Origin of the sequence: Klebsiella sp. X1-16S-Nf21 (genome assembly GCF_002837615.1) — a bacterium.
In the GTDB taxonomy this organism is placed as follows: domain Bacteria; phylum Pseudomonadota; class Gammaproteobacteria; order Enterobacterales; family Enterobacteriaceae; genus Klebsiella; species Klebsiella variicola.
Map to the genome: position 1 here is coordinate 30,675 of NZ_PJDK01000032.1, position 22,915 is coordinate 53,589.

The 22,915-nt window shown below is 60.8% G+C and carries 19 protein-coding genes and 1 pseudogene; 5 read left to right on the top strand and 15 right to left on the bottom strand.

All coding sequences use genetic code 11. From position 1 onward, the window contains the following. Window positions 1–44 precede the first annotated feature (44 nt). Window positions 45–1,043 (top strand): type I glyceraldehyde-3-phosphate dehydrogenase, encoded by a 999-nt coding sequence (gene gap, locus CW267_RS15855; protein ID WP_016160929.1) that lies wholly within the window; start codon window positions 45–47, stop codon window positions 1,041–1,043. Between the two features lie 48 nt (window positions 1,044–1,091). Here gap and aldA read toward each other — a convergent pair whose 3' ends face one another. Continuing rightward, window positions 1,092–2,531, bottom strand: a complete 1,440-nt coding sequence (aldA, locus tag CW267_RS15860) for an aldehyde dehydrogenase (protein WP_022066005.1) — start codon at window positions 2,529–2,531, stop codon at window positions 1,092–1,094. Here aldA and CW267_RS30635 point away from each other — a divergent pair. Continuing rightward, window positions 2,530–2,667, top strand: coding sequence for a hypothetical protein (locus tag CW267_RS30635; RefSeq protein ID WP_165787446.1), 138 nt, complete (start codon window positions 2,530–2,532; stop codon window positions 2,665–2,667). The genes aldA and CW267_RS30635 overlap by 2 nt on opposite strands. A gap of 61 nt (window positions 2,668–2,728) precedes the next feature. Here CW267_RS30635 and CW267_RS15865 read toward each other — a convergent pair whose 3' ends face one another. Further along, window positions 2,729–3,529: a YdcF family protein gene (locus tag CW267_RS15865; protein ID WP_023340066.1), complete on the bottom strand. Its 801-nt coding sequence runs from the start codon at window positions 3,527–3,529 to the stop codon at window positions 2,729–2,731. Window positions 3,530–3,909: 380 nt separating this feature from the next. Between CW267_RS15865 and CW267_RS15870 the strand changes: the two genes are divergently transcribed. After that, a complete protein-coding gene (locus tag CW267_RS15870; protein ID WP_100781168.1) occupies window positions 3,910–5,235 on the top strand; it encodes an MFS transporter in 1,326 nt (441 codons plus the stop codon). Between the two features lie 781 nt (window positions 5,236–6,016). On the opposite strand, the gene CW267_RS15875 is transcribed toward CW267_RS15870, so the two are convergent. From CW267_RS15875 to CW267_RS15900, 6 genes are read right to left on the bottom strand one after another with little or no spacing between them, the layout of a single operon-like run. Beyond that, on the bottom strand, window positions 6,017–7,447 hold the full coding sequence (locus tag CW267_RS15875; RefSeq protein WP_046882177.1) for an amino acid permease: 1,431 nt from the start codon (window positions 7,445–7,447) through the stop codon (window positions 6,017–6,019). Between the two features lie 9 nt (window positions 7,448–7,456). Further along, window positions 7,457–8,452 (bottom strand): succinylglutamate desuccinylase, encoded by a 996-nt coding sequence (gene astE, locus CW267_RS15880; protein WP_060875846.1) that lies wholly within the window; start codon window positions 8,450–8,452, stop codon window positions 7,457–7,459. Window positions 8,453–8,462: 10 nt separating this feature from the next. Then, complete coding sequence (astB, locus tag CW267_RS15885; RefSeq protein WP_039103276.1) at window positions 8,463–9,803, bottom strand: N-succinylarginine dihydrolase; 1,341 nt, start codon at window positions 9,801–9,803, stop codon at window positions 8,463–8,465. Between the two features lie 21 nt (window positions 9,804–9,824). After that, window positions 9,825–11,291, bottom strand: coding sequence for a succinylglutamate-semialdehyde dehydrogenase (gene astD, locus CW267_RS15890; protein WP_100781169.1), 1,467 nt, complete (start codon window positions 11,289–11,291; stop codon window positions 9,825–9,827). Then, window positions 11,282–12,304, bottom strand: coding sequence for an arginine N-succinyltransferase (astA, locus tag CW267_RS15895; protein ID WP_165787447.1), 1,023 nt, complete (start codon window positions 12,302–12,304; stop codon window positions 11,282–11,284). Before astA ends, astD begins: the two co-directional genes overlap by 10 nt. Before the next feature lie 18 nt (window positions 12,305–12,322). Beyond that, on the bottom strand, window positions 12,323–13,528 hold the full coding sequence (locus tag CW267_RS15900; protein ID WP_100781171.1) for an aspartate aminotransferase family protein: 1,206 nt from the start codon (window positions 13,526–13,528) through the stop codon (window positions 12,323–12,325). 169 nt (window positions 13,529–13,697) lie between these two features. On the opposite strand from CW267_RS15900, the pseudogene CW267_RS30640 reads away from it, so the two are divergent. Then, window positions 13,698–13,844, top strand: a pseudogene (locus CW267_RS30640) (hypothetical protein). 212 nt (window positions 13,845–14,056) lie between these two features. Next, window positions 14,057–15,331 (top strand): Glu/Leu/Phe/Val family dehydrogenase, encoded by a 1,275-nt coding sequence (locus tag CW267_RS15905; RefSeq protein WP_008805096.1) that lies wholly within the window; start codon window positions 14,057–14,059, stop codon window positions 15,329–15,331. Window positions 15,332–15,395: 64 nt separating this feature from the next. Here the strand turns inward: CW267_RS15905 and CW267_RS15910 are convergent, their stop codons facing one another. From CW267_RS15910 to CW267_RS15940, 7 genes are all read right to left on the bottom strand, one after another. Beyond that, window positions 15,396–16,049 (bottom strand): HAD family hydrolase, encoded by a 654-nt coding sequence (locus CW267_RS15910; RefSeq protein ID WP_100781172.1) that lies wholly within the window; start codon window positions 16,047–16,049, stop codon window positions 15,396–15,398. Then, window positions 16,030–16,815: an AfsA-related hotdog domain-containing protein gene (locus CW267_RS15915; RefSeq protein WP_100781173.1), complete on the bottom strand. Its 786-nt coding sequence runs from the start codon at window positions 16,813–16,815 to the stop codon at window positions 16,030–16,032. The genes CW267_RS15910 and CW267_RS15915 overlap by 20 nt, the downstream gene beginning before the upstream one ends. A gap of 13 nt (window positions 16,816–16,828) precedes the next feature. Next, window positions 16,829–18,034 (bottom strand): acetyl-CoA C-acyltransferase, encoded by a 1,206-nt coding sequence (locus tag CW267_RS15920; protein WP_044649994.1) that lies wholly within the window; start codon window positions 18,032–18,034, stop codon window positions 16,829–16,831. Window positions 18,035–18,036: 2 nt separating this feature from the next. Further along, window positions 18,037–19,521 carry an FAD-dependent oxidoreductase gene (locus CW267_RS15925; protein WP_046622571.1) on the bottom strand — a complete coding sequence of 495 codons (1,485 nt, stop codon included), beginning with the start codon at window positions 19,519–19,521 and terminating at the stop codon, window positions 18,037–18,039. A 61-nt stretch (window positions 19,522–19,582) separates the two neighbouring features. Next, the gene (locus CW267_RS15930) at window positions 19,583–20,647 is read right to left on the bottom strand and encodes an aldo/keto reductase (RefSeq protein ID WP_008805101.1); all 1,065 of its coding nucleotides are present in this window, start codon (window positions 20,645–20,647) and stop codon (window positions 19,583–19,585) included. Next, a complete protein-coding gene (locus CW267_RS15935) occupies window positions 20,644–21,831 on the bottom strand; it encodes an MFS transporter (RefSeq protein WP_008805102.1) in 1,188 nt (395 codons plus the stop codon). Before CW267_RS15935 ends, CW267_RS15930 begins: the two co-directional genes overlap by 4 nt. Window positions 21,832–21,880: 49 nt before the next feature. Then, window positions 21,881–22,879, bottom strand: coding sequence for an aldo/keto reductase (locus tag CW267_RS15940; RefSeq protein ID WP_032732908.1), 999 nt, complete (start codon window positions 22,877–22,879; stop codon window positions 21,881–21,883). Between the last annotated feature and the right edge of the window lie 36 nt (window positions 22,880–22,915).

The window sequence follows — 22,915 nt, forward strand, 5'->3', positions numbered from 1 at the left end:
GGAGTTTTATCACATCGAGTCGTTTTACCAACCGGAGAATGTCCATGAGTAAACTTGGGATTAATGGATTTGGTCGTATCGGACGTTTGGTGTTACGCCGTTTATTAGAAGTCGACAGCAGCCTGGAAGTGGTGGCTATCAACGACCTCACCTCGCCAAAGGTGCTGGCCTACCTGTTAAAGCATGATTCAAACTACGGCCCCTTTCCGTGGAGCGTCGACTTTACGGAAGATGCGCTGATCGTCAACGGCAAAACCATTACGGTGTATGCCGAAAAAGAGGCGCAGCATATTCCATGGCAGGCGGCAGGCGCCGAGGTGATTGTGGAGTGTACCGGATTCTACACCTCGGCCGAGAAATCGCAGGCCCATCTCCAGGCCGGCGCGCGCAAAGTGCTGATTTCCGCCCCCGCTGGCGAGATGAAAACCATCGTCTACAACGTCAACGATGACACCCTGACCCCGGATGACACCATCATCTCCGTGGCCTCCTGCACCACCAACTGCCTGGCGCCGATGGCCAAAGTCCTCCAGGATGCCTTCGGCATCACCGTGGGCACCATGACCACCATCCATGCTTATACCGGCACCCAGTCGCTGGTGGACGGGCCGCGCGGCAAAGATCTGCGCGCCTCCAGAGCGGCGGCAGAAAACGTCATCCCGCACACCACAGGTGCGGCAAAGGCCATCGGCCTGGTGATCCCCGCCCTGAGCGGTAAACTGAAGGGCCATGCCCAGCGTGTGCCGACAAAAACGGGTTCGGTGACAGAGCTGGTGTCGGTGCTGGAGAAAAAAGTGACTGCGGATGAGGTCAATCAGGCGATGAAGCAGGCGGCTGAGGGCAATGAATCCTTCGGCTACACCGAAGAAGAGATTGTCTCTTCCGACATTATCGGCAGCCATTTCGGCTCGATCTACGATGCCACCCAGCTGGAGATTGTGGAGGCCGGCGGCGTACAGCTGGTGAAAACCGTCGCCTGGTATGATAACGAATACGGCTTCGTCACCCAGTTGATCCGCGTGCTGGAGAAATTCGCCCGCTAAGCGAACGGCGGGCCGCCTGAGCTGCCCGCCGGCTCGGAGTTAAGTACCTCAGGCCTGCAGATAGACCACCTGGGTCTGCAGGTACTCATTCAGCCCGTGGCGACCATCAGCGCCGCCGATCCCCGATTTGCGCCAGCCGGCGTGGAAACCCTGCATCGCCTCAAAGTTTTCCCGGTTGATATAGGTTTCGCCGAACTTCAGTCCCTTAATCGCCTTCATCGCCACGTTCAGATCGCGGGTATAGATCGAGGAGGTCAGGCCATAGTCGCTGTCATTGGCCATCGCCAGCGCCTCATCAAGGGTCGAAAACGCCACCACCGGCAGCACCGGCCCGAAGGTTTCCTCGTGGATAATGTCCATCTCCTGACGCACATCCAGCAGCAGGGTCGGCGGATAAAAATAGCCTTTGCCCTCCAGCGGCTGGCCGCCCAGCGCCACCCGCGCCCCCTGCGCCACCGCCTTCGCCACTTTACCCGCCACCTGGTCCCGCGCCGCCGCGTTGATCAGCGGCCCCATCGCGATGTCATCCCGCGTCGCCGGGTCGCCAAACTGCACGGCCTTCATCGCCTCGCCGAGGCGGTTGACGAAGCGGTCGTAAATGCCCTGCTGAACATAGACCCGCTCGACGCAGTTACACACCTGCCCGGTGTTAATCACCCGCGAGTCCACCACCGCTTTCACCGCCAGCTCCAGATCCGCATCATCCATCACAATGGCTGGCGCTTTGCCGCCGAGTTCGAGGCACACTTTGGTGATATTTTTCGCCGCAGCGGCCATGATTTTCTCTCCTGCCGCCACGCTACCGGTCATGCTGACCATCGCCACCTTTGGATTGCCAGCCAGCTCCTGACCAACGGTTTCTCCGCGGCCGAGCACCAGGTTAAAGACCCCTTTCGGCAACCCAACCTGATGGACGATCTCGGCAAAGGCGATGGCATTATTGGGCGTAAATTCGCTGGGCTTAATGACGATGGTATTCCCGGTGATCAGGGCCGGCGCCAGCTTGCGGGCGATAAGAAAGAACGGGAAGTTCCACGGCAGGATCCCGGTGGTCACCCCCAGCGCGCGTTTAAAGACGAGGATATTCTCCCCAGGGCGATCGCTCTGCACGATCTCGCCTTCGTAACGGCGCGCCCATTCGGCCATATAGTCGAGATAGTCCGCGGTAAATGCGACTTCCACCGCAGCCAGCTGCTGGATCTTGCCGCCTTCAGCCACGATCAGCCCGGCAATCTCTTCAGCACGCTGGCGGATACCAGCGGCAATTTTGCGTAACCAACCCGCACGCTCAATGGCCGGCAGCGCTTCCCAGGCGGGCTGGGCGCGCTCAGCCGCGTCAATCGCCAGCCGCGCCTCTTCAGCTGTCCCGTCCGGGATCCGCGACAGCAGCGCTTCGGTCGCCGGGTTAAGCACGTCGATCCAGCCGTCGCCGCGACCGGAAACGAACTGGCCATCAATATACATTTGGTGTTGAACGGGTGCTGTCATGGCTGCTCCTGTAGTGCGTTTGTATTTAACAAGTGATTTTTTTGTTAAATATCGGGCGGATAAGCCGTGGCTTCGCAGCACGTTGGCGCCGTTCTGTGAGCTGATTCATAAATCCGGGCCAAAAATGCCCGGTTGAGGTTACATTCCAATAACACAAATTGCCCGTTTGCGATAAATCTGCCGCAAACGGGCAGTTTTCAGCTGAGGGTGCGGGCCTGCAGCGCCCCGGCAAGCTGGGCGTCCTCCCGCAGCTGTCGCCAGGCATCGAGGATCTCCGGCGGGAAGGTGACGTGGCTGATGAAGTCTTTCCCCCGCGGACCGTATCCTTCAGGCGTATCCTGCAGGCGCGGCAGCTCGCCCAGCAGCAGCGCCAGGTAGCGGGCGACCGGCCACAGCCCCGCCCCGCCGCCCGCGAACCCCAGTTGACCATCGGTCTGCTCCAGCACCGGCGAGCAGCCGGGAAAGCTCAGCCACTGTGGCGGTGTCGCCACCCCCTGCCAGACGCGGGCGAAGGTGGCCATGGTTCGCCGCTGCATGGTGGGGTCCTGAATGACGATCCCGCGACGATGAGGGATCCCCCCGTTCTCCAGCGTGGTCCGGGTAAAACGGGCGTTCTCGCCGCAGTTGGTCGACTGGTCCTCCACCACCAGCCGCGAGCGCGGAATGTGCCAGTAGTCATGAGCAATATCGGCCAGAATATGCGCTTCCGGACGCCCCGCCACCGGCAACATACGGTAACGGGTATCCTGGCGCACCGCCTCGTAGAGATAGTTCGTAGAATGTCCCACGCCGCCGCTGATCAGCAGCGTGACGTCCTGCGCCGCCGCCAGCCGGCAGGCGGCGTCGATGGTCGGGATCACGGCGTTGCCGGCCAGCACCACCACGTCCACCTGCGGCAGCGCGGGCAGCGTCGCCAGATCGTCCTGCGCCAGCCAGGCGCCGACCTGGTTAGCCGCCGCCAGCGTCGCCGCCGACAGCCGGGGAAATTGTTCTGCCATTCTGTCTCCTTAATTCCCTCTCAGCCGATCGGAGAGGATGCTTTCGCCATCATAAACGCCGCCTCGCGGGAGGCAAAGCGGCGTTAATTTGTAACCATTTTGAAATAACAAGAAACATCTAAAAACAGGCGGGTTGCACCTGAACAACTCACTATGAAAATAACAAAAAACAGCAAAATCAGGTGGAAAATAAAAAATAGCGTCGCGGTTACACCAGTCCAAACCGCGTCATAACGCCCAGTTTGCCAGCGATGAACTTGCCAATTGTAACCTTCAACCCTAAGTTGCTTAACAATTACACAACCTTTTCACACCAGGTTGCACCCTGTTTACACAGAGTGACACCTGACCTATTTACCGTGGCGGGAGAACGTTTCGTAATGAGCAATCCACAAGACAACACTGCATCCATTCTGCAGAAAAACAAGAAGGTCCTGATCGCCAGCCTGACAGGCAGCGCCATCGAATGGTTCGATTATTTTCTCTATGGCACCGCCGCCGCGCTGGTGTTCAACAAAATCTTCTTTCCGATGGTCGACCCGGTCATCGGCCTGATCCTCTCCTGGCTCTCCTTCTCGCTGACGTTTTTTATCCGCCCCATCGGCGGCGTCATTTTCGCTCATATCGGCGATCGCATCGGCCGCAAGAAGACGCTGGTGCTGACCCTGTCGCTGATGGGCAGCGCCACGGTGGCGATCGGCCTGCTTCCCACCTATGAGATGGTGGGCCTCTGGGCGCCCGCCCTGCTGATAACCCTGCGCATTATTCAGGGCATGGGTATCGGCGGTGAATGGGGCGGTGCGCTGCTGCTGGCCTACGAATACGCGCCGGAGAAGCGGAAAGGCTTTTTCGGCAGCATTCCCCAGGCCGGCGTGACCATCGGCATGCTGATGGCGACGTTTATCGTCTCGCTGATGACCCTGTTTGACGAGACACAGTTTCTCGCCTGGGGCTGGCGTATACCGTTCCTGCTCAGCTCCGTCCTCGTTTTTCTCGGCCTGTGGATCCGCAAAGATATCGACGAAACGCCCGCCTTTAAGCAGGTGAAAAAATCCGGCCAGGTGGCGAAGGCCCCGCTGCGCGAAACGCTCAAGCACCACTGGCGGGAAGTGCTGATTGCCGCCGGTCTGAAAGTGGTGGAGACCGCCCCATTCTATATCTTCTCCACCTTTGTGGTCAGCTATGCCACCACCACCCTGAGCTACCAGAAGTCGCAGGCGCTGGAATCCGTGACCCTGGGCGCGCTGGTGGCCACCGTGATGATCCCGCTGATGGGGCTGCTGTCAGACAAGGTGGGGCGGCAAAAGATGTATACCCTGAGCGTGGTGCTGCTGGGGCTGTTTATCGTTCCGTGGTTCCTGCTGCTCGACACCGGCACCAACTGGGGCATCATGCTGGCGACGGTCGTTGCCTTCGGCATCCTGTGGGCGCCGGTAACTGCGGTGCTCGGCACCTTGTGCTCTGAGATTTTCAGCGCCAATGTGCGCTATACCGGGATCACCCTCGGCTACCAGCTGGGTGCCGCGCTGGCCGGGGGCACCGCGCCGCTTATCGCCACCGGTCTGCTGGCAAAATATGACGGGAACTGGCGGCCGGTGGCCGTTTATCTGGGCGTTACGGTGGTGATTTCGCTGCTGGCAATTTTCTGCGCCAGCCGGATGAAGTCCGCGCCGGGTGCGGCCCCTTCCCGGGCGGAAAGCGCCTAACCGCCGCCCGCCCGGGCTACTACGGCGCCGACTATCCTGCCCGGCGGCGCTGCGCTTGCGCGGGCCTACGGGGGGATCAAGCCGCGGGGGAAACCGCTCATCCCAGGTCCGGTAAGACAGTAGGCCCGGTAAGGCGCCTGCCGCCACCGGGCAGTAAAGCCGCTGCAGAGCCGAGTATCCTGCCCGGCAGCGCTGCGCTTGCGCGGGCCTACAGAGGGAGATCACGCCGCGGGGGATACCGCTCATCCCAGGTCCGGTAAGCATGTAGGCCCGGTAAAGCGCCAGCCGCCACCGGGCAGTAAAGCCGCTACGGAGCCGACTATCCCGCCCGGCGGCGCTGCGCTTGCGCGGGCCTACAGAGGGAGATCACGCCGCGGGGGATACCGCTCATCCCAGGTCCGTAAGCATGTAGGCCCGGTAAGGCAGCAGCCGCCACCGGGCAGTAAAGCTGCTGCGGAGCCGATTATCCTGCCCGGCGGTGCTGCGCTTTCGCGGGCCTGGGGGGATCATGCCGTAGGGGAAACTGCTCATCCCAGGTCCGGTAAGCATGTAGGCCCGGTAAGGCGCCAGCCGCCACCGGGCAGAAAAGCCGCTACGGAGCCGAGTATCCTGCCCGGCGGCGCTGCGCTTGCGCGGGCCTGGGGGGGATCACGCCGCGGGAGAAACCGCTCATCCCAGGTCCGGTAAGCATGTAGGCCCGGTAAGGCGCCAGCCGTCACCGGGCACAAACAGACGTCCAGTCTTCACCTCCTGCTTAACCGGCCAGGTTGGCCGGCGAGTGTCAGGCGCTCTGGTTATCCAGCGTCAGCTGCCCCTCGCGCCGCTGCTTCAGCTTCCAGAAGCCCCACAGCGCGATAAACCACAGCGGAGAAGCCAACAGCGCCAGCAGCGTGTCCGGGTCAAAGATCATGATGAAGATGGCGAAGGCGAAGAACAGCAGGCTCACCCAGCTCATCACCACCCCGGCAGGCATCTTAAAGATCGACCCGGCGTGCAGGTCCGGACGCTGACGGCGATAGACCAGATAGGCCACGAGGATCATCCCCCAGCTGAACACCACCATAATCGCCGCCAGGGTCGAGACGATGGTGAACAGGGTCATCACATTCGGTACCAGGAATAGCAGCAGCGTACCGATCAGCATGCAGAAGCAGGAGAACAGCAGGCTACGCACCGGGATGCGGGTATTGCGCGACAGGATGCGAAACTGCCAGTGCGCATGCTTCTCCACCGACAGGCCGTACAGCATGCGGGTGCTGGAGAAGACGCCGCTGTTGGCCGAGGACATCGCCGAGGTCAGCGCCACGAAGTTAATCACCGCCGCGGCGGCAGGCAGCCCGGCCTTGGCAAACAGCGTCACGAACGGACTGGTCTCCGCCGATACCCCCGGCCAGGAGGCGACGGCGATAATCACCACCATCGACAGCAGATAGAAGATGATAATCCGCAGCGGCAGAGCATTGATCGCCTTGGGTAAAATGCGCTGCGGATCGCGGGTCTCCGCCGTCATGGTGCCCAGCAGCTCAATGCCGGTAAAGGAGAAGATCGCTATCTGGAAGCCGGCGAAAAAACCGGTGATACCGTGAGGCATAAAAGCCGTCGGGTCGGTAAGATGGCTGAGAGAAGCCGTCACGCCGTCCGGAGAAGTCCAGCCAGTGGCAATCATCCAGCCGCCGGTGCCGATCAGGGCGATAATGGTGATCACCTTGATCAGGGCGAACCAGAACTCCGCCTCGCCAAACATTTTCACCGACAGCAGGTTAAGCAGGAACAGGATCGCCAGCATGCTGAGGGCCGGCATCCATGCCGACAGTTCCGGGAACCAGTACTGCATATAGCTCCCGCAGACCACCACGTCGGCAATGCAGGTCACTACCCAGCTTAGCCAGTAGGTCCAGCCGAGGTAAAAGCTGGCCTGCGGCCCGAGATACTCGCCGACAAAGTCGGCAAACGAGCGGTAGTCATGGCGGGTGAGCAGCAGCTCCCCCATCGCCCGCATCACCATATAGGTAAAGAACCCGACCAGCACATAGATCACCAGAATCGAGGTGCCGGCGACGGCGATGTTGCGCCCCGCCCCCATAAACAGCCCGGTGCCGATGGCGCCCCCGAGGGCAATCATTTGAATGTGGCGGGCGCCGAGCCCGCGTTTAAGCTGTGACGCGTCCTCACCTCCGGCGGCAGGTGACGCCTGATGTTGATGTTCAGTCATGGTGTTTCCTCAGGCTGGTTGTGGGAGGCGAAGAGCCGCAGCGCGCAGCAGCAGCCCGGCGCGCTGACCGGTGGCGACCCCGGCGTTGGGAAAGAGGATATAGGGGGCCCGGGCCTGCACCACCCACCGTGTCTCCGCCTGGCGAGCGATTTCGTACCCCGCCGGGAGCGCGGTGAAGTTCTCAACGTTGGCCGCGAGATTAAGCGTAAATTCCCCCTCGCGCTTGATGATGCTCTCCTCGACCAGGAAGTAATCCACCGGCGCTTTGTCGCGCGGCGGCAGCGGCGCGTCAGAAATCCAGGCCCGGATCGCCGCGTCGGTAGCGGCGAACAGGCTGAGATCGTTGGCGCCGAACGGCATCACTTTCCCCAGCTCCAGGGTGGCGCTTTGCGCGGCGAACTTTTCGCAGGTGAAATGGGTGAAGGTGCCGCCCGCTTCGGTATGCCGCACGATGGCATCCATCCCGCTGGCCTGCAACAGCTGGTAGAAGCCAGGCGAAAAATCCCCGGCGTGGGCCGGGAGCAGCGCAAACTGGCGATACAGCGACCCGCGAATGGCGGTATGCATATCGAGATGGCTACGGTTGACCGGACCCGCCGCATCGGCGGCGCGATAGAAGGCCTGCACCGCTTGCTCCAGCGCAAAAGCCCGCCGCGACTCATTCCCCGGGGTGACCGCCAGATGGCGGCCGCCGAACAGGCGATTCAGGTCGTTGTGCAGATAGCGGCGTGCGGCGCGGATCGCCGGCAGGTTACCAAAGACGATCAGCAGCGCCTGAGTGAGCGGCTGCCGCCCCTGGCTCAGATCGTGGGTCAACTGCAGCAGCAGCTCCGTCGGCGCGGTCTCATTGCCATGCACGCCCGCGGAGAGGATCGTCGCCTGGCGCCACGGCGCCGTCGGCAGCAACTGCAGGATCCCCTCGCCCAGCCAGCGGGCCTCGATGCCCGCCGGGAAGCTCCACTCCTGCAGGCGGCAGTGCAGTAAATCGTTAACCAGGTGCTCCATCTGCCGCTCCTTAACGCTGAAAATCATAGACCGCGCCCAGGCGCAGGATCTGCGTCAGCTCATCCAGCGCCTGATAAACCTCGCGCAGCAGCTGCGGGTCCGCCAGATCGCGGGCGTGCAGCCGGTCGCGATAGTGTTTTTCCACCCATGCCGTCAGCTGCTGATAACGCTCGTCGTTCATCAGACTGTGGGCGTTGACCGCCTGGCGTTCAGCCTCGTTGAGCACCACCCGCAGCCGCAGACAGGCCGGGCCGCCGCCGTTGCGCATGCTTTCCCGCAGGTCAAAGACCGCCACTTCATCGATCGGCGATGCGCTGTCGGCGGCGAGGTCGCTCAGATAGCGCCAGACGTTTTCCCGCTGGCGGCACTCCTCCGGCACCACGATCAGCATCTTGCCGTCAGGTTTACTCAGCAGCTGGCTGTTGAACAGGTAAGAGGCCACCGCGTCATCGAGCGACACCCGCTCGTCCGGCACTTCCACGCTGGTGAACGGGATATCCAGACTGTCGCTTTTAGCCCGTAGCGTCGCTAGCACCGTCGCCTGATCGACAAACGCCTGCTGATGGTGGAACAGCACATGGCGATTGCTGACCGCGATGACGTCGTTGTGAAACACGCCGCGATCGATAGCCTGCGGCGCCTGCTGGGCAAACACCGTGTAGCGCGGATCCAGCTGATGCAGGCGGGCCACCGCCTCGCTGGCCTCGAGGGTCTGCCGCGCCGGATACTTCACCGGGGCGATCCCGCCGCTGGCGCGTCGACCGTAGACAAAAAACTGCACCCCCTGTCGGTCATACTCCCGGCAGAAGCGGTTATGGTTGGCTGCCCCTTCATCGCCGAGGTCGCCATGCTGCGGCAGCGCCGCATGGTGGGCGAAGTAGCGCGGATCGGCGAACGTGGCGCCCAGGATCGCCGAGGTGGTGGGCGCCTCCTGCATACGGTGCAGCTTATTGTTCAGGTTGGCGACGGTGAAATGGAGTTTGCCATCGGCGCTGTCCGCCGACGGTGAGACGGTCGCCGCATTGGCGGTCCACATCGACGAGGCGGAGCTGAAGGCGGAGAGCAGCTGCGGCGCCGCGTGGGCCGCCTGCCGGATGACCTGCTCATCGCTGCCCTGGAAACCGACTTCGCGCAGCAGACGTAGATTCGGACGCGGCTGCGGCGGCAGAATGCCCTGCACGAAGCCGCGATCGGCAAGGGCTTTCATTTTATACAGCCCCTGCAGCGCCGCCTTTTTAGGGTTAGAGAGACCATCGCGGTTATTTTGCGAGGCTTCATTGCCGACGGAGAGTCCGGCGTAGTGGTGCGTCGGGCCGACCAGGCCATCAAAGTTTGCTTCAAAACCAGACATATGTCCTCACAGGATCCGTTATCAGAATGGCAGGCCCGGCGATACCGTCGCCGGAAGCGTCAGCGTATCGCTGACCAGAGAGGCCATCGGCCAGGCACAGTAATCAGCGGCGTACCACGCTGCCGCGCGATGGTTGCCGGAGGCGCCCACCCCGCCAAACGGCGCTTTACTCGAGGCGCCGGTCAGCGGCTTGTTCCAGTTGACGATCCCGGCCCGCGCCTCGTCCGCCAGCTGGTCAAACTGCGCCGCGTCGCTGGAGATCAGCCCGACGGCCAGGCCATAGCGGGTCTGGTTGGCGAGGCGAATGGCCTCCGGGAAATCGTCATAACGGATAACCGTCAGCAGCGGGCCAAAGTATTCTTCATCCGGCACCTCGATACCGGTGACGTCGACGATCCCCGGCGTCAGCACCGTGGAGTGCGGGTCGGGCTGGCGCATGCGCAGCAGCACCTTGCCGCCGAGCCCCTCCAGTTTTTGCTGCGCCGCCAGCATGTTCTGCGCGGCGTCGAGAGAAATCACTCCGCCCATAAACGGCGCGGGCTGGTCATCCCACTTGCCGGCGCGGATCTGCGCGCTGGCCGCGACCAGCCGCTGCAGCAGCGCATCCCCCTGCTCGCCGCGCGGCACGATCAGCCGGCGCGCGCAGGTGCAGCGCTGCCCGGCGGAGATAAACGCCGACTGGATAATCACATGCAGCGCCGCATCGACATCGGCCACGTCGGCGACGATCAGCGCGTTGTTGCCGCCCATCTCCAGCGCCAGCATCTTCTCCGGCTGGCCGCCGAAGTAGCGATGGAAATGGAAACCGGCCGCCGCGCTGCCAGTGAACAGCACGCCGTCGATATCACGATTTTCCAGCAGCGCCTGGCCGGTGGCTTTTCCGCCCTGCAGCAGATTGATCACCCCGTCAGGGACGCCCGCCTGCTGCCACAGCTGGACGGTCATTTCGGCGGTGGCCGGCGTCAGCTCGCTGGGTTTAAACACGATGGTATTCCCGGCAATCAGTGCCGGAATGATGTGCCCGTTGGGCAGGTGGCCCGGGAAGTTGTAGGGACCAAAGACCGCCATCACGCCATGCGGTTTGTGGCGCAGCTGTGCTTTTCCGTCCGGCAGCGTCGACTCGTGAAAGCCCGTCCGCTGGTGATAGGCCTCGATGGAGATCGCGGCCTTGCCGATCATCGCCTGCACTTCGGTGCGGGTCTCCCACAGCGGCTTGCTGGTCTCGCGGGAAATCAGGGTCGCCAGCGCCTCTTTATGTGTCTCCAGCAGCGCGGCAAAACGCTCCACCACGGCAATACGCTCGGCCAGCGGCCGGTGCGACCAGGGGTAAAACGCCGCGCGCGCCGCGGCGCAGGCCGCCTGGACGTCGTCGGCACCCGCGCTGGCCGCCTGCCACAGCAGCGACTGATCCTCCGGGGCCAGTTTGCTCATCGTTGCGCCGCTGCCCGCCTGCCACTGCCCGGCTATAAACTGTGCTTTTACCGCCATGATCTGTTTTCCTCTGGATTCAGGGTTACCGTATAAACGCGGTCGGTTTCACTGACCTGCAGCGCGTCCAGCGCGGCGGCATCTAGTGAGACCTGCTCTTCGTGGGCCACCAGCAGCGCCCGGAAATTGTCGAACTGACCGTTGGCGACGAGCGTCGGCGCCGGCAGGGCGCCCATCAGCTGCTGGGCCGGCAGGCACTGGCTGTCGCGCACGGCGCGGATCTGATCGGTGTTCGCCTCCAGCACCGGTCCGGCATCGAAAATATCCACCGAGCCGCGCCAGCTGAATCCCTCTTTCTCGAGGATCGCCCGCGCCGGGGCGGTATTGGGATGCACCTGACCGATGACCTCGCGGGCCGCTTTCGGCAGCAGTGAGATATAGATCGGGTAAGCCGGCATCAGTTCGGCAATAAAGGTTTTCATGCCGGTGCCGGTCAGCCGGTCAGCATCGGCAAACGGGATGTCGAAGAAGTGATGGCCCAGCGCATCCCAGAACGGCGACTGCCCCTGCTCATCGCTGCAGCCGCGCAGTTCGGCAAACAGGTACGGGGAAAACCACTCGCGGAAGGCGGCGATAAATAAAAAGCGCGCCTTGGAGAGCAGCAGACCATTGCGGTTGCGCTGATAGGCCGGGTCGAGAAACAGCGTACACAGTTCGCTGTGCCCGGTGTGGTCATAGCTGAGATTAAGCAGCTCCTGAGGCTTATAGACTCCCAGCGCTTTCGAGGCGCGAACCGTTTTCTGAATGCGAAAATTGTAAAACGGCTCGTCCAGGCCTACCGCGACCTCAATGGCGCTCACCCCCACCACCCGCGCCAGCGCGGTGTCTTCCAGTACAAACAGGAAACCCTGCTGGCCGCGCGGCAGTTCGCCGGCGAAGGTCTCGATACTGCGCCGGATCCGGGCCGCCAGGCGCTCGACGTCATGCGGTAAGGAGGTCATGCCGACCCCCGCCCGCGCGGCAAGGCGGACGATGTCGTCGAGATCGTTTTCCCGTACGGGACGAAATAGCATCACAGGCCGTCCTCCCGGTTAGCGGGTTAAGCGAGCAACGGCGCGATCAAGGCGCACGAAGGCTTCCGCAATATCCGCCAGCGGGATATTGAGCGCCGGCGCGAAGCGCAGCACGTCCGGGCCGGCAATCAGGGCGATCAGCCCCTCTTCCGCCGCCAGGTTGGTCAACGTTTTGGCCTTGCCGCGCAGCGGCCCCGCCAGCTCAGCGCCGATCAGCAGACCGGTGCCCCGCACGGCGCTGAACGCATCGTAACGGGCAGAGATCGCATTCAACTGGTCAACAATCAGCGCATGGCGCTCGCCAACGCCCGCCAGCAGCGGCGTATCGAGATGGGCCAGCACGGCGTTAGCGACGGTCGCCGCCAGCGGGTTGCCGCCGAAGGTGGTGCCATGGGTGCCCGGCTGGAAAACCTGCGCCCAGGCCTCTTTCGCCAGCATCGCGCCGATTGGGAAGCCGCCCCCCAGCCCTTTGGCGCTGGTGAGGATGTCCGGGACGACGTTGTAGTGCTGGTAGGCGTAGAGATGGCCGGTACGGCCCGCCCCGGTCTGCACCTCATCGAATATCAGGGTCGCCTGATGGCGATCGCAGAGGGTGCGCAGCGCCTGGAGGAACGCCGGGTCAGCGGGTATCACGCCGCCTTCGCCGATGATCGGCTCGACGATCACCGCACAGGTGCGCGAAGAGATGACCGCGGTGACCGCCTCGATGTCGTTATAGGGCAGATGGGTAATGCCCTGCGGCAGCGGAGCATAATCGCTGGAATATTTCGGCTGGCCGCCGACGGAGACGGTGAACAGCGTCCGGCCATGGAAGGCATGGTTGAAGGCGATGATTTCGCTTTTTTCACCACCAAACTTATCGTGAGCGTATTTCCGCGCCAGTTTGAGAGCGGCCTCGTTGGCTTCGGCGCCGGAGTTGCAGAAAAACACCTTATCGGCAAAGGTCGACTGCACGAGGGTTTTCGCCAGCTGCAGCACCGGCTCGTTGGTATAGCCATTGCCGATATGCCACAGTTTCGCCAGTTGATCCTGCAGGGCCTGAGCCAGCGCCGGATGGGCATGGCCTAAGGCATTCACCGCAATGCCGCCCGCCATATCGATATACTCTTTCCCCTGCTGGTCCCAGACGCGGGAACCCGCCGCCCTGACCGGAATAAACGGCGCGGGGGCAAAACAGGGAACCAGGTAAGCGTCAAAATCTTCGCGAGTCATAGTGCCTGACATCATTCATCTCCGGAACGTAAGACGACGGAAAACGCTCCCGCCGCGTTGGACAATCGACATTAACCCTGACCCTCGGCTTATTTTGGACACGAGCGCGCCCGCTGTGATGGCAAAAATATTCACCACAGGAAAAATAAGCCCTATTTATTTTGCGGGTATTTGTTAATTCATGGTTAACGTCATGTTGTTGTGTGGGCTAATGCTGGCCTGTGAACAATAAGATTGTCAATACGGGTGGAAGCAATTTATTCACTTTTTGAAGATCATCAAGATAATGAAAAACATAGAAAAAATATTTTTCTATGCACTTAAGTGAATAAAAAGTGAATTAAAATGCACAGCTTGCAGGTGGTTGGCGTGCGTAGTTATTCACTTAAAAAATAAAAAATCTAACAAAAATTTAAAAATCGGAATTGCCGTCAAATACCGCTTTATAAAATTGGTGATACCATTCATTGCACAGAGTTTACTGCTGTAGCTATTCCACGGTTTTACACGACATAAATAACACTGAGAAACAGGACTCTTATGGAAAAGTTATCTTACGCATCTGAAAGTAGTACATCTCCATGGACCACCTACCTGCGCCAGATCGACCGTGTCGCGCCTTATCTCGGCGATCTTGCCTACTGGGTGGAAACCCTGCGCCATCCGAAGCGTGCGCTGATCGTCGACATTCCTGTGCAAATGGACGACGGCACCATCCGCCACTTCGAGGGCTATCGCGTTCAGCACAATCTGTCGCGTGGACCGGGTAAAGGTGGTGTTCGCTACCATCCGGATGTCGATCTTAACGAAGTCATGGCACTTTCTGCCTGGATGACCATTAAGTGCGCCGCGGTCAATATTCCTTACGGCGGGGCCAAAGGCGGCATTCGCGTCGACCCCTTCTCACTGTCAGAAGGTGAACTGGAGCGTCTGACCCGCCGCTACACCAGCGAAATCGGCATTATTATCGGGCCGCAGAAAGATATTCCGGCGCCGGACGTCGGCACCAACGGTAAAGTGATGGCATGGATGATGGACACCTACTCCATGAACCATGGCACCACCATTACCGGCGTGGTCACCGGCAAACCGATCCACCTCGGCGGCTCCCTCGGCCGTGAAAAGGCCACCGGGCGTGGCGTATTTGTCACCGGCCGGGAAGTGGCTCGTCGCGCCGGTATCGAAATTGAAGGCGCCAAAGTCGCGCTGCAGGGCTTTGGTAACGTCGGTAGCGAAGCAGCCCGCCTGTTCGCCGGCGTCGGCGCCCGCGTGGTGGTCATTCAGGATCATACCGCGACCCTGTATAACGAAGGCGGGATTGATATGGCCGCCCTCACCGCCTGGCAGGCGGAGAAAAAGCAGATTGCCGGTTTCCCTGGCGCCCAGGAGATCGACAAAGACGCCTTCTGGACCACCCCGATGGACATTCTGATCCCGGCGGCACTGGAAGGGCAAATCACCCGCGAGCGCGCGGAGAAGCTGACCTGCAAACTGGTGCTGGAAGGGGCCAACGGCCCAACCTATCCGGAAGCGGACGACGTGCTGGCTGAACGCGGTGTGATCGTGGTTCCGGACGTTATCTGTAACGCCGGCGGGGTGACCGTCAGCTATTTTGAGTGGGTGCAGGATATGGCCAGCTTCTTCTGGAGCGAAGAAGAGATCAACGCCAAGATGGACCGCATCATGACCGACGCCATTATTCACGTCTGCGATAAAGCCGCCGAGAAAGCGTGTACGCTGCGTACCGCCGCCTATATCGTGGCCTGCGAGCGCATCCTGATGGCGCGTAAAGACCGCGGCATCTACCCGGGCTGATCCCCGTCAGGGTGTGAATCAGGGGGTGGCGTAGCGCCGCCCCCTTTTTTTCGCTATCGTGCCGTCAACCGCCGTTAGACCACAGCACCGGCCATCCCCGACGCTGCGACTCCGCCAGCAGCGCCGCGCACGGATTGACCGCGCAGGGGTTGCCAACCAGCGCGAGCAGCGGCAGATCCGAGATATGGTCCCCAAAGGCATAGCACGCCGCCAGCGGCTGGCCCCGTTCCTGCGCGTAGCGTTGAGCATGCAACGCCTTATGTTCGCCAATGGCGGTCCGCCAGAGTTCCCCGGTATAGTGTTCGTCAACCACCACCGGCTCTGAACACAGGGCATGCTCCACCCCCAGCGCCGCCATCGCCGGCCAGAGAATGTCGGTCATCGATCCGGAGACAAACACCACGTCATCCCCGCGCGCCTGATGTTGCCGGAGGATCGCCACCACCTCACGGTGAAAACCGTACCCACCTTCGCGATACAGTGCCTCAGCAACCGCCCGTACCTGGGCGCGCGGCTCATGGCGAAACAGCGAATAGTAGTAGCGATTGATCGCCTCCCGCGGTTGACCCGCTTTGCTAAGCGCCTGGAGCTGGCGGACAATCGCCGCGGCCATCAAACCGCACTGCAGCGGATATTCCTCGGCATAGCGGTGCAGAAACAGGAACATACTTTTGCCGGTAATCAGCGTTTCATCCACGTCAAAAAAGGCGATGCTCATCCCCGTCCCCCTGCTCAATACTGACCAGATAATGTTGATGGCAGAGCGCCGCCTGCTCACACTCCTTACGAGTAATGTAGTTCAGGTCATAGACGCTGAAGCTAAAGCCGACTTCCGCTTTGCGGGTGCTGGTCTGGTCAAAACCGACCGAACACTCGCAGGTAAAGCGGCCGTGGGCTGAGCTTTTGCACGACACCACATTCAGCACAATGGTCACCGGCAGCGGGAAAACAAAGCTGGAAAAAGCTACCTGCAGCGAGCTCAGCGTGAAGTACTTCTCGTCCATCGCCACGCCCGCCTCCGCCAGCAGAAATTTCTCCGAGGTGGCGATGATGGTTTGCCGCGCCGCCTCGATCAGCACCATCCCCTGGATGTGTTGCCCGGTCTGGTGGTCGCAAAGCAGCTCCGAGGCGTCCTGCAGGATCAGACGCGCGCAATAGCTATCTTCATCGCGTTTTTCCGGCGAGGTGATGAGGATGTTCTCTTTTTTACGTTTATGCACCAGCCGCTGATGATCGCGGTTGTTTTGATAATAGAGATCCTGCAGATTGACGATCTGGCGGATTTTATCCGGATAGTGCTGACGAATAATGCAGACCGTGCGGGAGATGTCGTCGAGCTGCACGCCCTGACCAATGACGATTTTATCGACGCCGGCGAGCTCGCCGCTCCAGACAAAACGCTCAAACTCGTTGACGGTCAGCACGTTCTGATGCCGCCGGGCAAAATCGGTAAATTTCTCACCCACCACAATTAATTTTTCCATGGCGCTTGTCTCCTCAGATCGCTTTCACAATTAACGCAATACCCATCCCGCCGCCGATACACAGCGAGGCCAGGCCGGTCGGTTTATTCTCCCGGCGCAGCGCGTGCAGAAGGCTCACGACAATCCGGGTTCCGGAACTGCCGAGCGGGTGCCCGAGGGCAATCGCGCCGCCGTTGACGTTCAGGCGGGCGGCTATCTCCTCCGCCGTCATCTGATGCTCGCGGGCCAGCCCCTTGACCACCCCCAGCACCTGCGCGGCAAAGGCTTCGTTAATTTCCAGTCGCGCCATATCGCTGAGCTGAAACCGCCCGCGGCGCAGGGCGCACGTCATGGCCGGCAGCGGCCCAAGCCCCATCATCGCCGGGTCGACGCCGCCCTCGCCGAAGGAGACTATCTCAGCCAGCGGCCGCAGGCCGTACTGCGCAACGGCGCGCGCCGAGGCGAGGATCACTGACGCCGCGCCGTCGTTCAGCCCCGAGGCGTTGCCCGCCGTGACGCTCCCGTCGCGACGAAAAGCCGGTTTCAGCGCCGCCAGCTGGTCGGCGCTAAGGTCATGGCGGATCTGCTCATCCTCGCGGACCACGCTGACGCCCCGCTTCCCGCTGACCGTCACCGGCACTATCTCCTCGGCAAAATGGCCGGCGCGGCTGGCGGCGGAGGCTTTTTGATGGCTGTCCAGCGCGTACTGGTCCTGTTCTGCGCGCGAGATCTGCTCATGCGCGGCGATGGCCTCCGCCGTTTCCCCCATCGGAATATGCAACAGCGGATCGGTTAAGCCATCGCTCTGGATCAGATCCTCGCTGCTGAACGCGCCAAATTTCATGCCGCCCCTTATCTCTCCCCGCAGCAAAAACGGCGCCTGGCTCATGTTTTCCATCCCGCCAGCGACGACCATGTCGGCATAACCGCTCTGGATATGGATCGCCCCTTCGGTAATACTTTTCATACCGCTACCGCAGATCATATTCAGGGTGTAAGCCGGCTTTTGCACCGGGATCCCCGCCCGCAGCGCGACCTGACGCGCCGGCCCCATCCCCTGCCCGGCGGCGAGGACGCAGCCGCAGATCACTTCGTCAATCCACGCCGGGTCAATCCCGGCCTGCTGCAGGTTGTGGCGGACGGTGAGCGCGGCCAGTTCCACCGCAGAGACCGTTTTCAGGGCGCCAAGAAAACGCCCCACCGGCGTACGGCAGGCCGCGACGATATACACTTTATTCATGATTATTCCATTACGTAGAGCGAGGAAAGATACTGCGATGTCCCGGCTTCGCTGCCGGTAAAGCCCACATAGCCATCGGGATTGATCACCGCATAGTCATCGCGGCCAATCTGTAGCGCCTCGAGAAACGCCTCGTCCGCCGGGTCAAGGGCGCAGAATATAAACCAGCCGCCAGGTTTCAGGCGGGATAAGGGAGGACAGTCGACGCGCGCGGAAAAGACCACGACCTTACCGCTGGCGAAGGCGTCATAACTGTTGCGAAACCTCGCCTGCGGCGAGGTAAAGACGTACCACGGGACATGGTGGCCCATCAGGCCGTTCGGGTGAGCGCTCTGCGGCGCGGCAAAGCCGGCGTACTGCAGCGGCAGCTGGTGGCGATAATAGTGACGATTGCAAAACTCCGGAAAGTAGACCGCGTCGATATGATTTTTCGGCACCAGACCGGCAATCAGGCCGGTATCGTGATCGGTGGCATGCAGCACGCCGCTCACCGCGGCGAAGCGCTCGGTGCGATAGGATGCCAGCAGCCGGTCGCTGGCGACGCCATGCAGGTAAAAGGCCAGCTTCCAGGCCAGGTTAATCGCATCCTGAATACCGGTATTCATCCCCTGCCCGCCAATCGGACTGAACAGATGGAAAGCATCGCCTGCCAGCATGATATTGTGCTGCAGATTGTCATCGGCGATCCGGTTATAGAAGTTGGCGCTGGAGGACCAGGTCAGCGCCTGCGCCGGAGGAACCTCGGGGCAGAAGCGCGCCAGCGCCACGTTGATCTCCTGCAGATCCGGCACCGGACGCGGCGACGGTAATCGACCGGCTCTTTTAATCACGATCCTGACCTGATTGTCCGGCATGGGCAGAAAGATCAGAAAGCCCAGCTCGTCAATATAGTAAGAGGTTCCCGGGAGCGTCGCCGCGCTGGCGAACTGCACGTCCGCCATTACAAAATGCAGCGGGTAATCATGGCCGCTAAAGCCAATCCCGGCCAGCTCCCGGACGGTGCTGGCCGCGCCGTCGGCGCCGATAATATAGTCATAAGTAGCGGAACAGGCCCGGCGGGCATCGTCGAGCAGAGAGACGTGATAGCGCCCTTCCTCCCGCCGCCAGGAGACCAGCTGATGTCCGCGTTTCACCAGTTGACCGGCCTCGGCCAGCGCCGTTTCAAGGATCTTCTCCGTCCGCGGCTGCGGGATACTGACATGGAAGGGATAGCAGGTGGGGAGATGGCGGTTATCAATATGCAGAAACTTGCGGTTTTTATACCAGGCGTAAATTGACTGAACCTGCTTGCCCTGGGCGGTCAGCTCCCCGGCAAGGGCTAAGCCGTGGAAGGCTTTAATCGTCGCCGGACTGACGCTCAGCGCTTTGGACCAGGTGGTGCTGTGTGTATTTTTATCAATAATATCAAAATCAATTCCATACTTATTCAGATAGCAGCCAATGATTAACCCTACCGGGCCGGCGCCAACAATGAGTACTTTTTTCACGATCGAGCCTCTCTGTATGCCCCCAGGGGGGCATACGCGTGTTGCCTGGGTGCAGGGTGAGTTAGGGGTAGATATCGTCGGCCAGACGGCGATCGCCGGCGACATTGCAGATATGCCAGTAGGGATAAGGCTTCTCTTTTTCGCTCACGCTGTTGAGGATCGCCGCCTCCTCGTCGCTCAGCGTCCAGTTCAGTGCCGCCAGGTTATCCTCCAGCTGGGCGAGTTTGGTCGCGCCGATCACCAGCGATGTGATCCCCGGGCGGGTACGCAACCAGTTGAGCGCCACCTGCGCCACGCTGGCGTTGCGCTGACGGGCAATCTCCTGCATCACTTCCAGAGTCTGCCAGGCTTGTTCGCGATTGGCGATCGGCGCCGACTCAAACGGGGTGGCGTTCGCCAGCCGACTGCCCTCAGGAAACGCCTGATTGCGAGGGTATTTACCGGTGAGGAAGCCCCCGGCCAGCGGGCTCCAGACGGTGATGCCGACGTTCTGATCGACGCTGAGCGGGATAATCTCATGCTCCAGTTCTCGCGCGGCGATATTGTAATAGCCCTGATAGACGCAGAATTTTTCCAGTCCGAGGCGCTCTGAGATCCCCAGCGCCTTCGCCAGCTGCCAGGCCGCGTAGTTGGAGACCCCGATGTAGCGAATTTTCCCGGCGCGAATCAACGCATCCAGCGTCCGCAGGGTATCCTCCAGCGCGGTGCGCGGATCGAACCCGTGGAGATGATAGATATCGATATAATCCGTTTTCAGCCGCTGCAGGCTGGCGTCGACGGCATTAATAATATGGTAGCGCGACGCCCCCAGCGCGTTCGGATTGGGGTCGGTCTGCCAGCGTCCTTTGGTGCCGATAATCACCTGCTGGCGTTTCCCCTTCAGCGCGTTACCGAGCAGCTCTTCGCCCTGGCCGTTTTTATAACAGTCCGCGGTATCAAAAAAGTTAATCCCGGCGTCCAGCGCTTTGTACACCAGATCGTATGCCGTATGCTCAGGCACCACGCCGAATTCCGACCAGTTGCGTCCCGGCGCGCCGAGGAAGGCCCCTTTTTCACCAAACGTCATGGCGCCAAAACAGAGCTCCGACACCGACAGCCCGGTGGAACCTAAATACCGATACTTCATGCTTGACTTCCTTTTAAAGGTGACAACGTCACACTAGCGATAACAAATCCGCTGGCGGTCAGGCATGCACCGGCCAGGGGAATATGCGAGAGGGAGACGCCGGCGGTGAGCAACAGCCCACCAAACCAGGCGCCAGCGGCATTGCCGAGGTTAAAGGCGGCGATATTGCACGAGGAGACCATGCTTTTGCCGGTCTCACTGCTGTCCAGCGCCTGCATCTGCAGCGGCGGAATGGTGGAGAACATCGCCGCCCCCAGCAGAAACACCGCCGCGCAGGCGCCGGGTAGCGTCTGAATGGCGAACGGAAAGAGGCACAGGACGACGATAAGCAAGGCCAGGGTCAGCAGCAGCGCCCGGCGGACCCCACCGTCGGTCAGGCGGCCGCCGAGGTGATTCCCGGCGACCATCCCGACGCCAAACAGCACCAGCACCGGTGGAATGAGATGTTCGCTCATCCCGGTGACGGTTTTCAGCATGGGCGCAATGTAGGTAAAGGCGGCGAAGACGCCGGAAAACCCGAGCGCGGTGATCAGCAGGCTGCGCAGCACCGTCGGATGGCGCAGCACCTTCAGCTCGTCGCGGATCCGACTCTGCACCGCCGGTTGGGCCTGACGGCCGGGCACCAGGGCAATGACTGCCAGGGCGGAAAGAATGCCAATCAGCGTGACCATAAAGAAGGTGTAGCGCCAGCCAAGGTATTGCCCTACCCAGGCGCCGAGGGGCACGCCCAGAATATTGGCCAGGGTGGCGCCGAGAAAGACGGCGGAGACCGCCGAAGCCCGTTTATCCACCGGCGCCAGCTCCGCGGCATAGACCGAACTGATGCCGAAGAATGAGGCGTGAGCTAAGGCGGTTATTACCCGGAAAATAATGAGCATGGTCATATTACCGGCAATACCGCAACCTAAATTACCGATGGAAAATAAGATCATCAGAAATAACAACGCCGGTTTTTTGGGGTAGCGGCTTAATAGCGGTGTGAGGAGCGGCGCGCCAATCACCACCCCACAGGCATAAGCGGTAATAGACCAGGCGGCAAGCGTAATGGATATATGAAAATCATGGGCCACATCAAGCAATAATCCCATAATCACAAATTCGGTGGTACCAATACCAAATGAGCCCACGGAAAGCGCATAAACTGCCGCAGGCAATCCCGCCGAACGGGAAACAGCAATAGTCATAAGTAACCTCATCTCCCGCCAGGACGGCGGGAGAATAGTATTCAGGGAGTTATTTTTCGATTAAGTTAAAGTCGCCCTGGTTATAGCGTAAGCCAGTGACGTTATCGGGAGTGAAAATATCTTCGATGGTGAGAATATCCTCAGGAGAGAGGGTAATATTGGCGGCTCCGGCATTATCACGCAGATGGGCAATTTTTCTCGCCCCCGGGATAGGCACGATATCCTCGCCTTTGCTCATGACCCAGGCAAGGGCAATCTGCGCAAGGGTCGCGTCATAGCGCGTGGCCACCTGCTGCAGGCGCTCAAGCAGCAGCTGGTTTTTGCGCATGGTCTCGGCCTGGAAGCGCGGCAGATTGCGGCGGAAATCATCCTCAGCGAAGACGCCAGGATCGGTGATTTTTCCCGTCAGGAAGCCGCGGCCCAGCGGGCTGTATGGGACAAAGCCCACCCCCAGCTCGCGGCAGGCGTTGAGAATACCGGCCTCCGGCTCGCGGGTCCACAGCGAGTATTCCGTCTGCACGGCGGTAATCGGATACACCTTGCAGGCCCGGCGCAGCGTCTGGGCTGAGACTTCCGACAGTCCGATATGGCGAATTTTCCCCTCTTTAACCAGGTCGGCCATGGTGCCCACCACGTCTTCCACCGGCACCGCCGGATCGACGCGGTGCTGATAGAGCAGATCGATGGTCTCGATATTCAGCCGCTTCAGCGACCCTTCCACTGACTCGCGAATATGTTCCGGACGACTGTCGACGCCGGCCATCCGCTCCAGTCCCTGGCCGGTCGGCAAAATACGAAAACCAAACTTGGTGGCAATCTGCACCTTATCGCGGATACCTTTTATCGCTTTCCCGACAAGAACTTCATTATCGAAAGGACCATACACTTCGGCAGAATCCAGGAAGGTCACGCCCATGTCCACCGCGGCATGAATCGTATTAATCGCCTGCGACTCCTCGGCGCCGCCGTAGGCGAAACTCATTCCCATACATCCGAGACCCAATGCGGAAACCTGGAACTTCTCTTTTCCGAGATAACGTGTTTTCACCTTATTTTCCTTACGTGCTGAATGTTATTAAATATA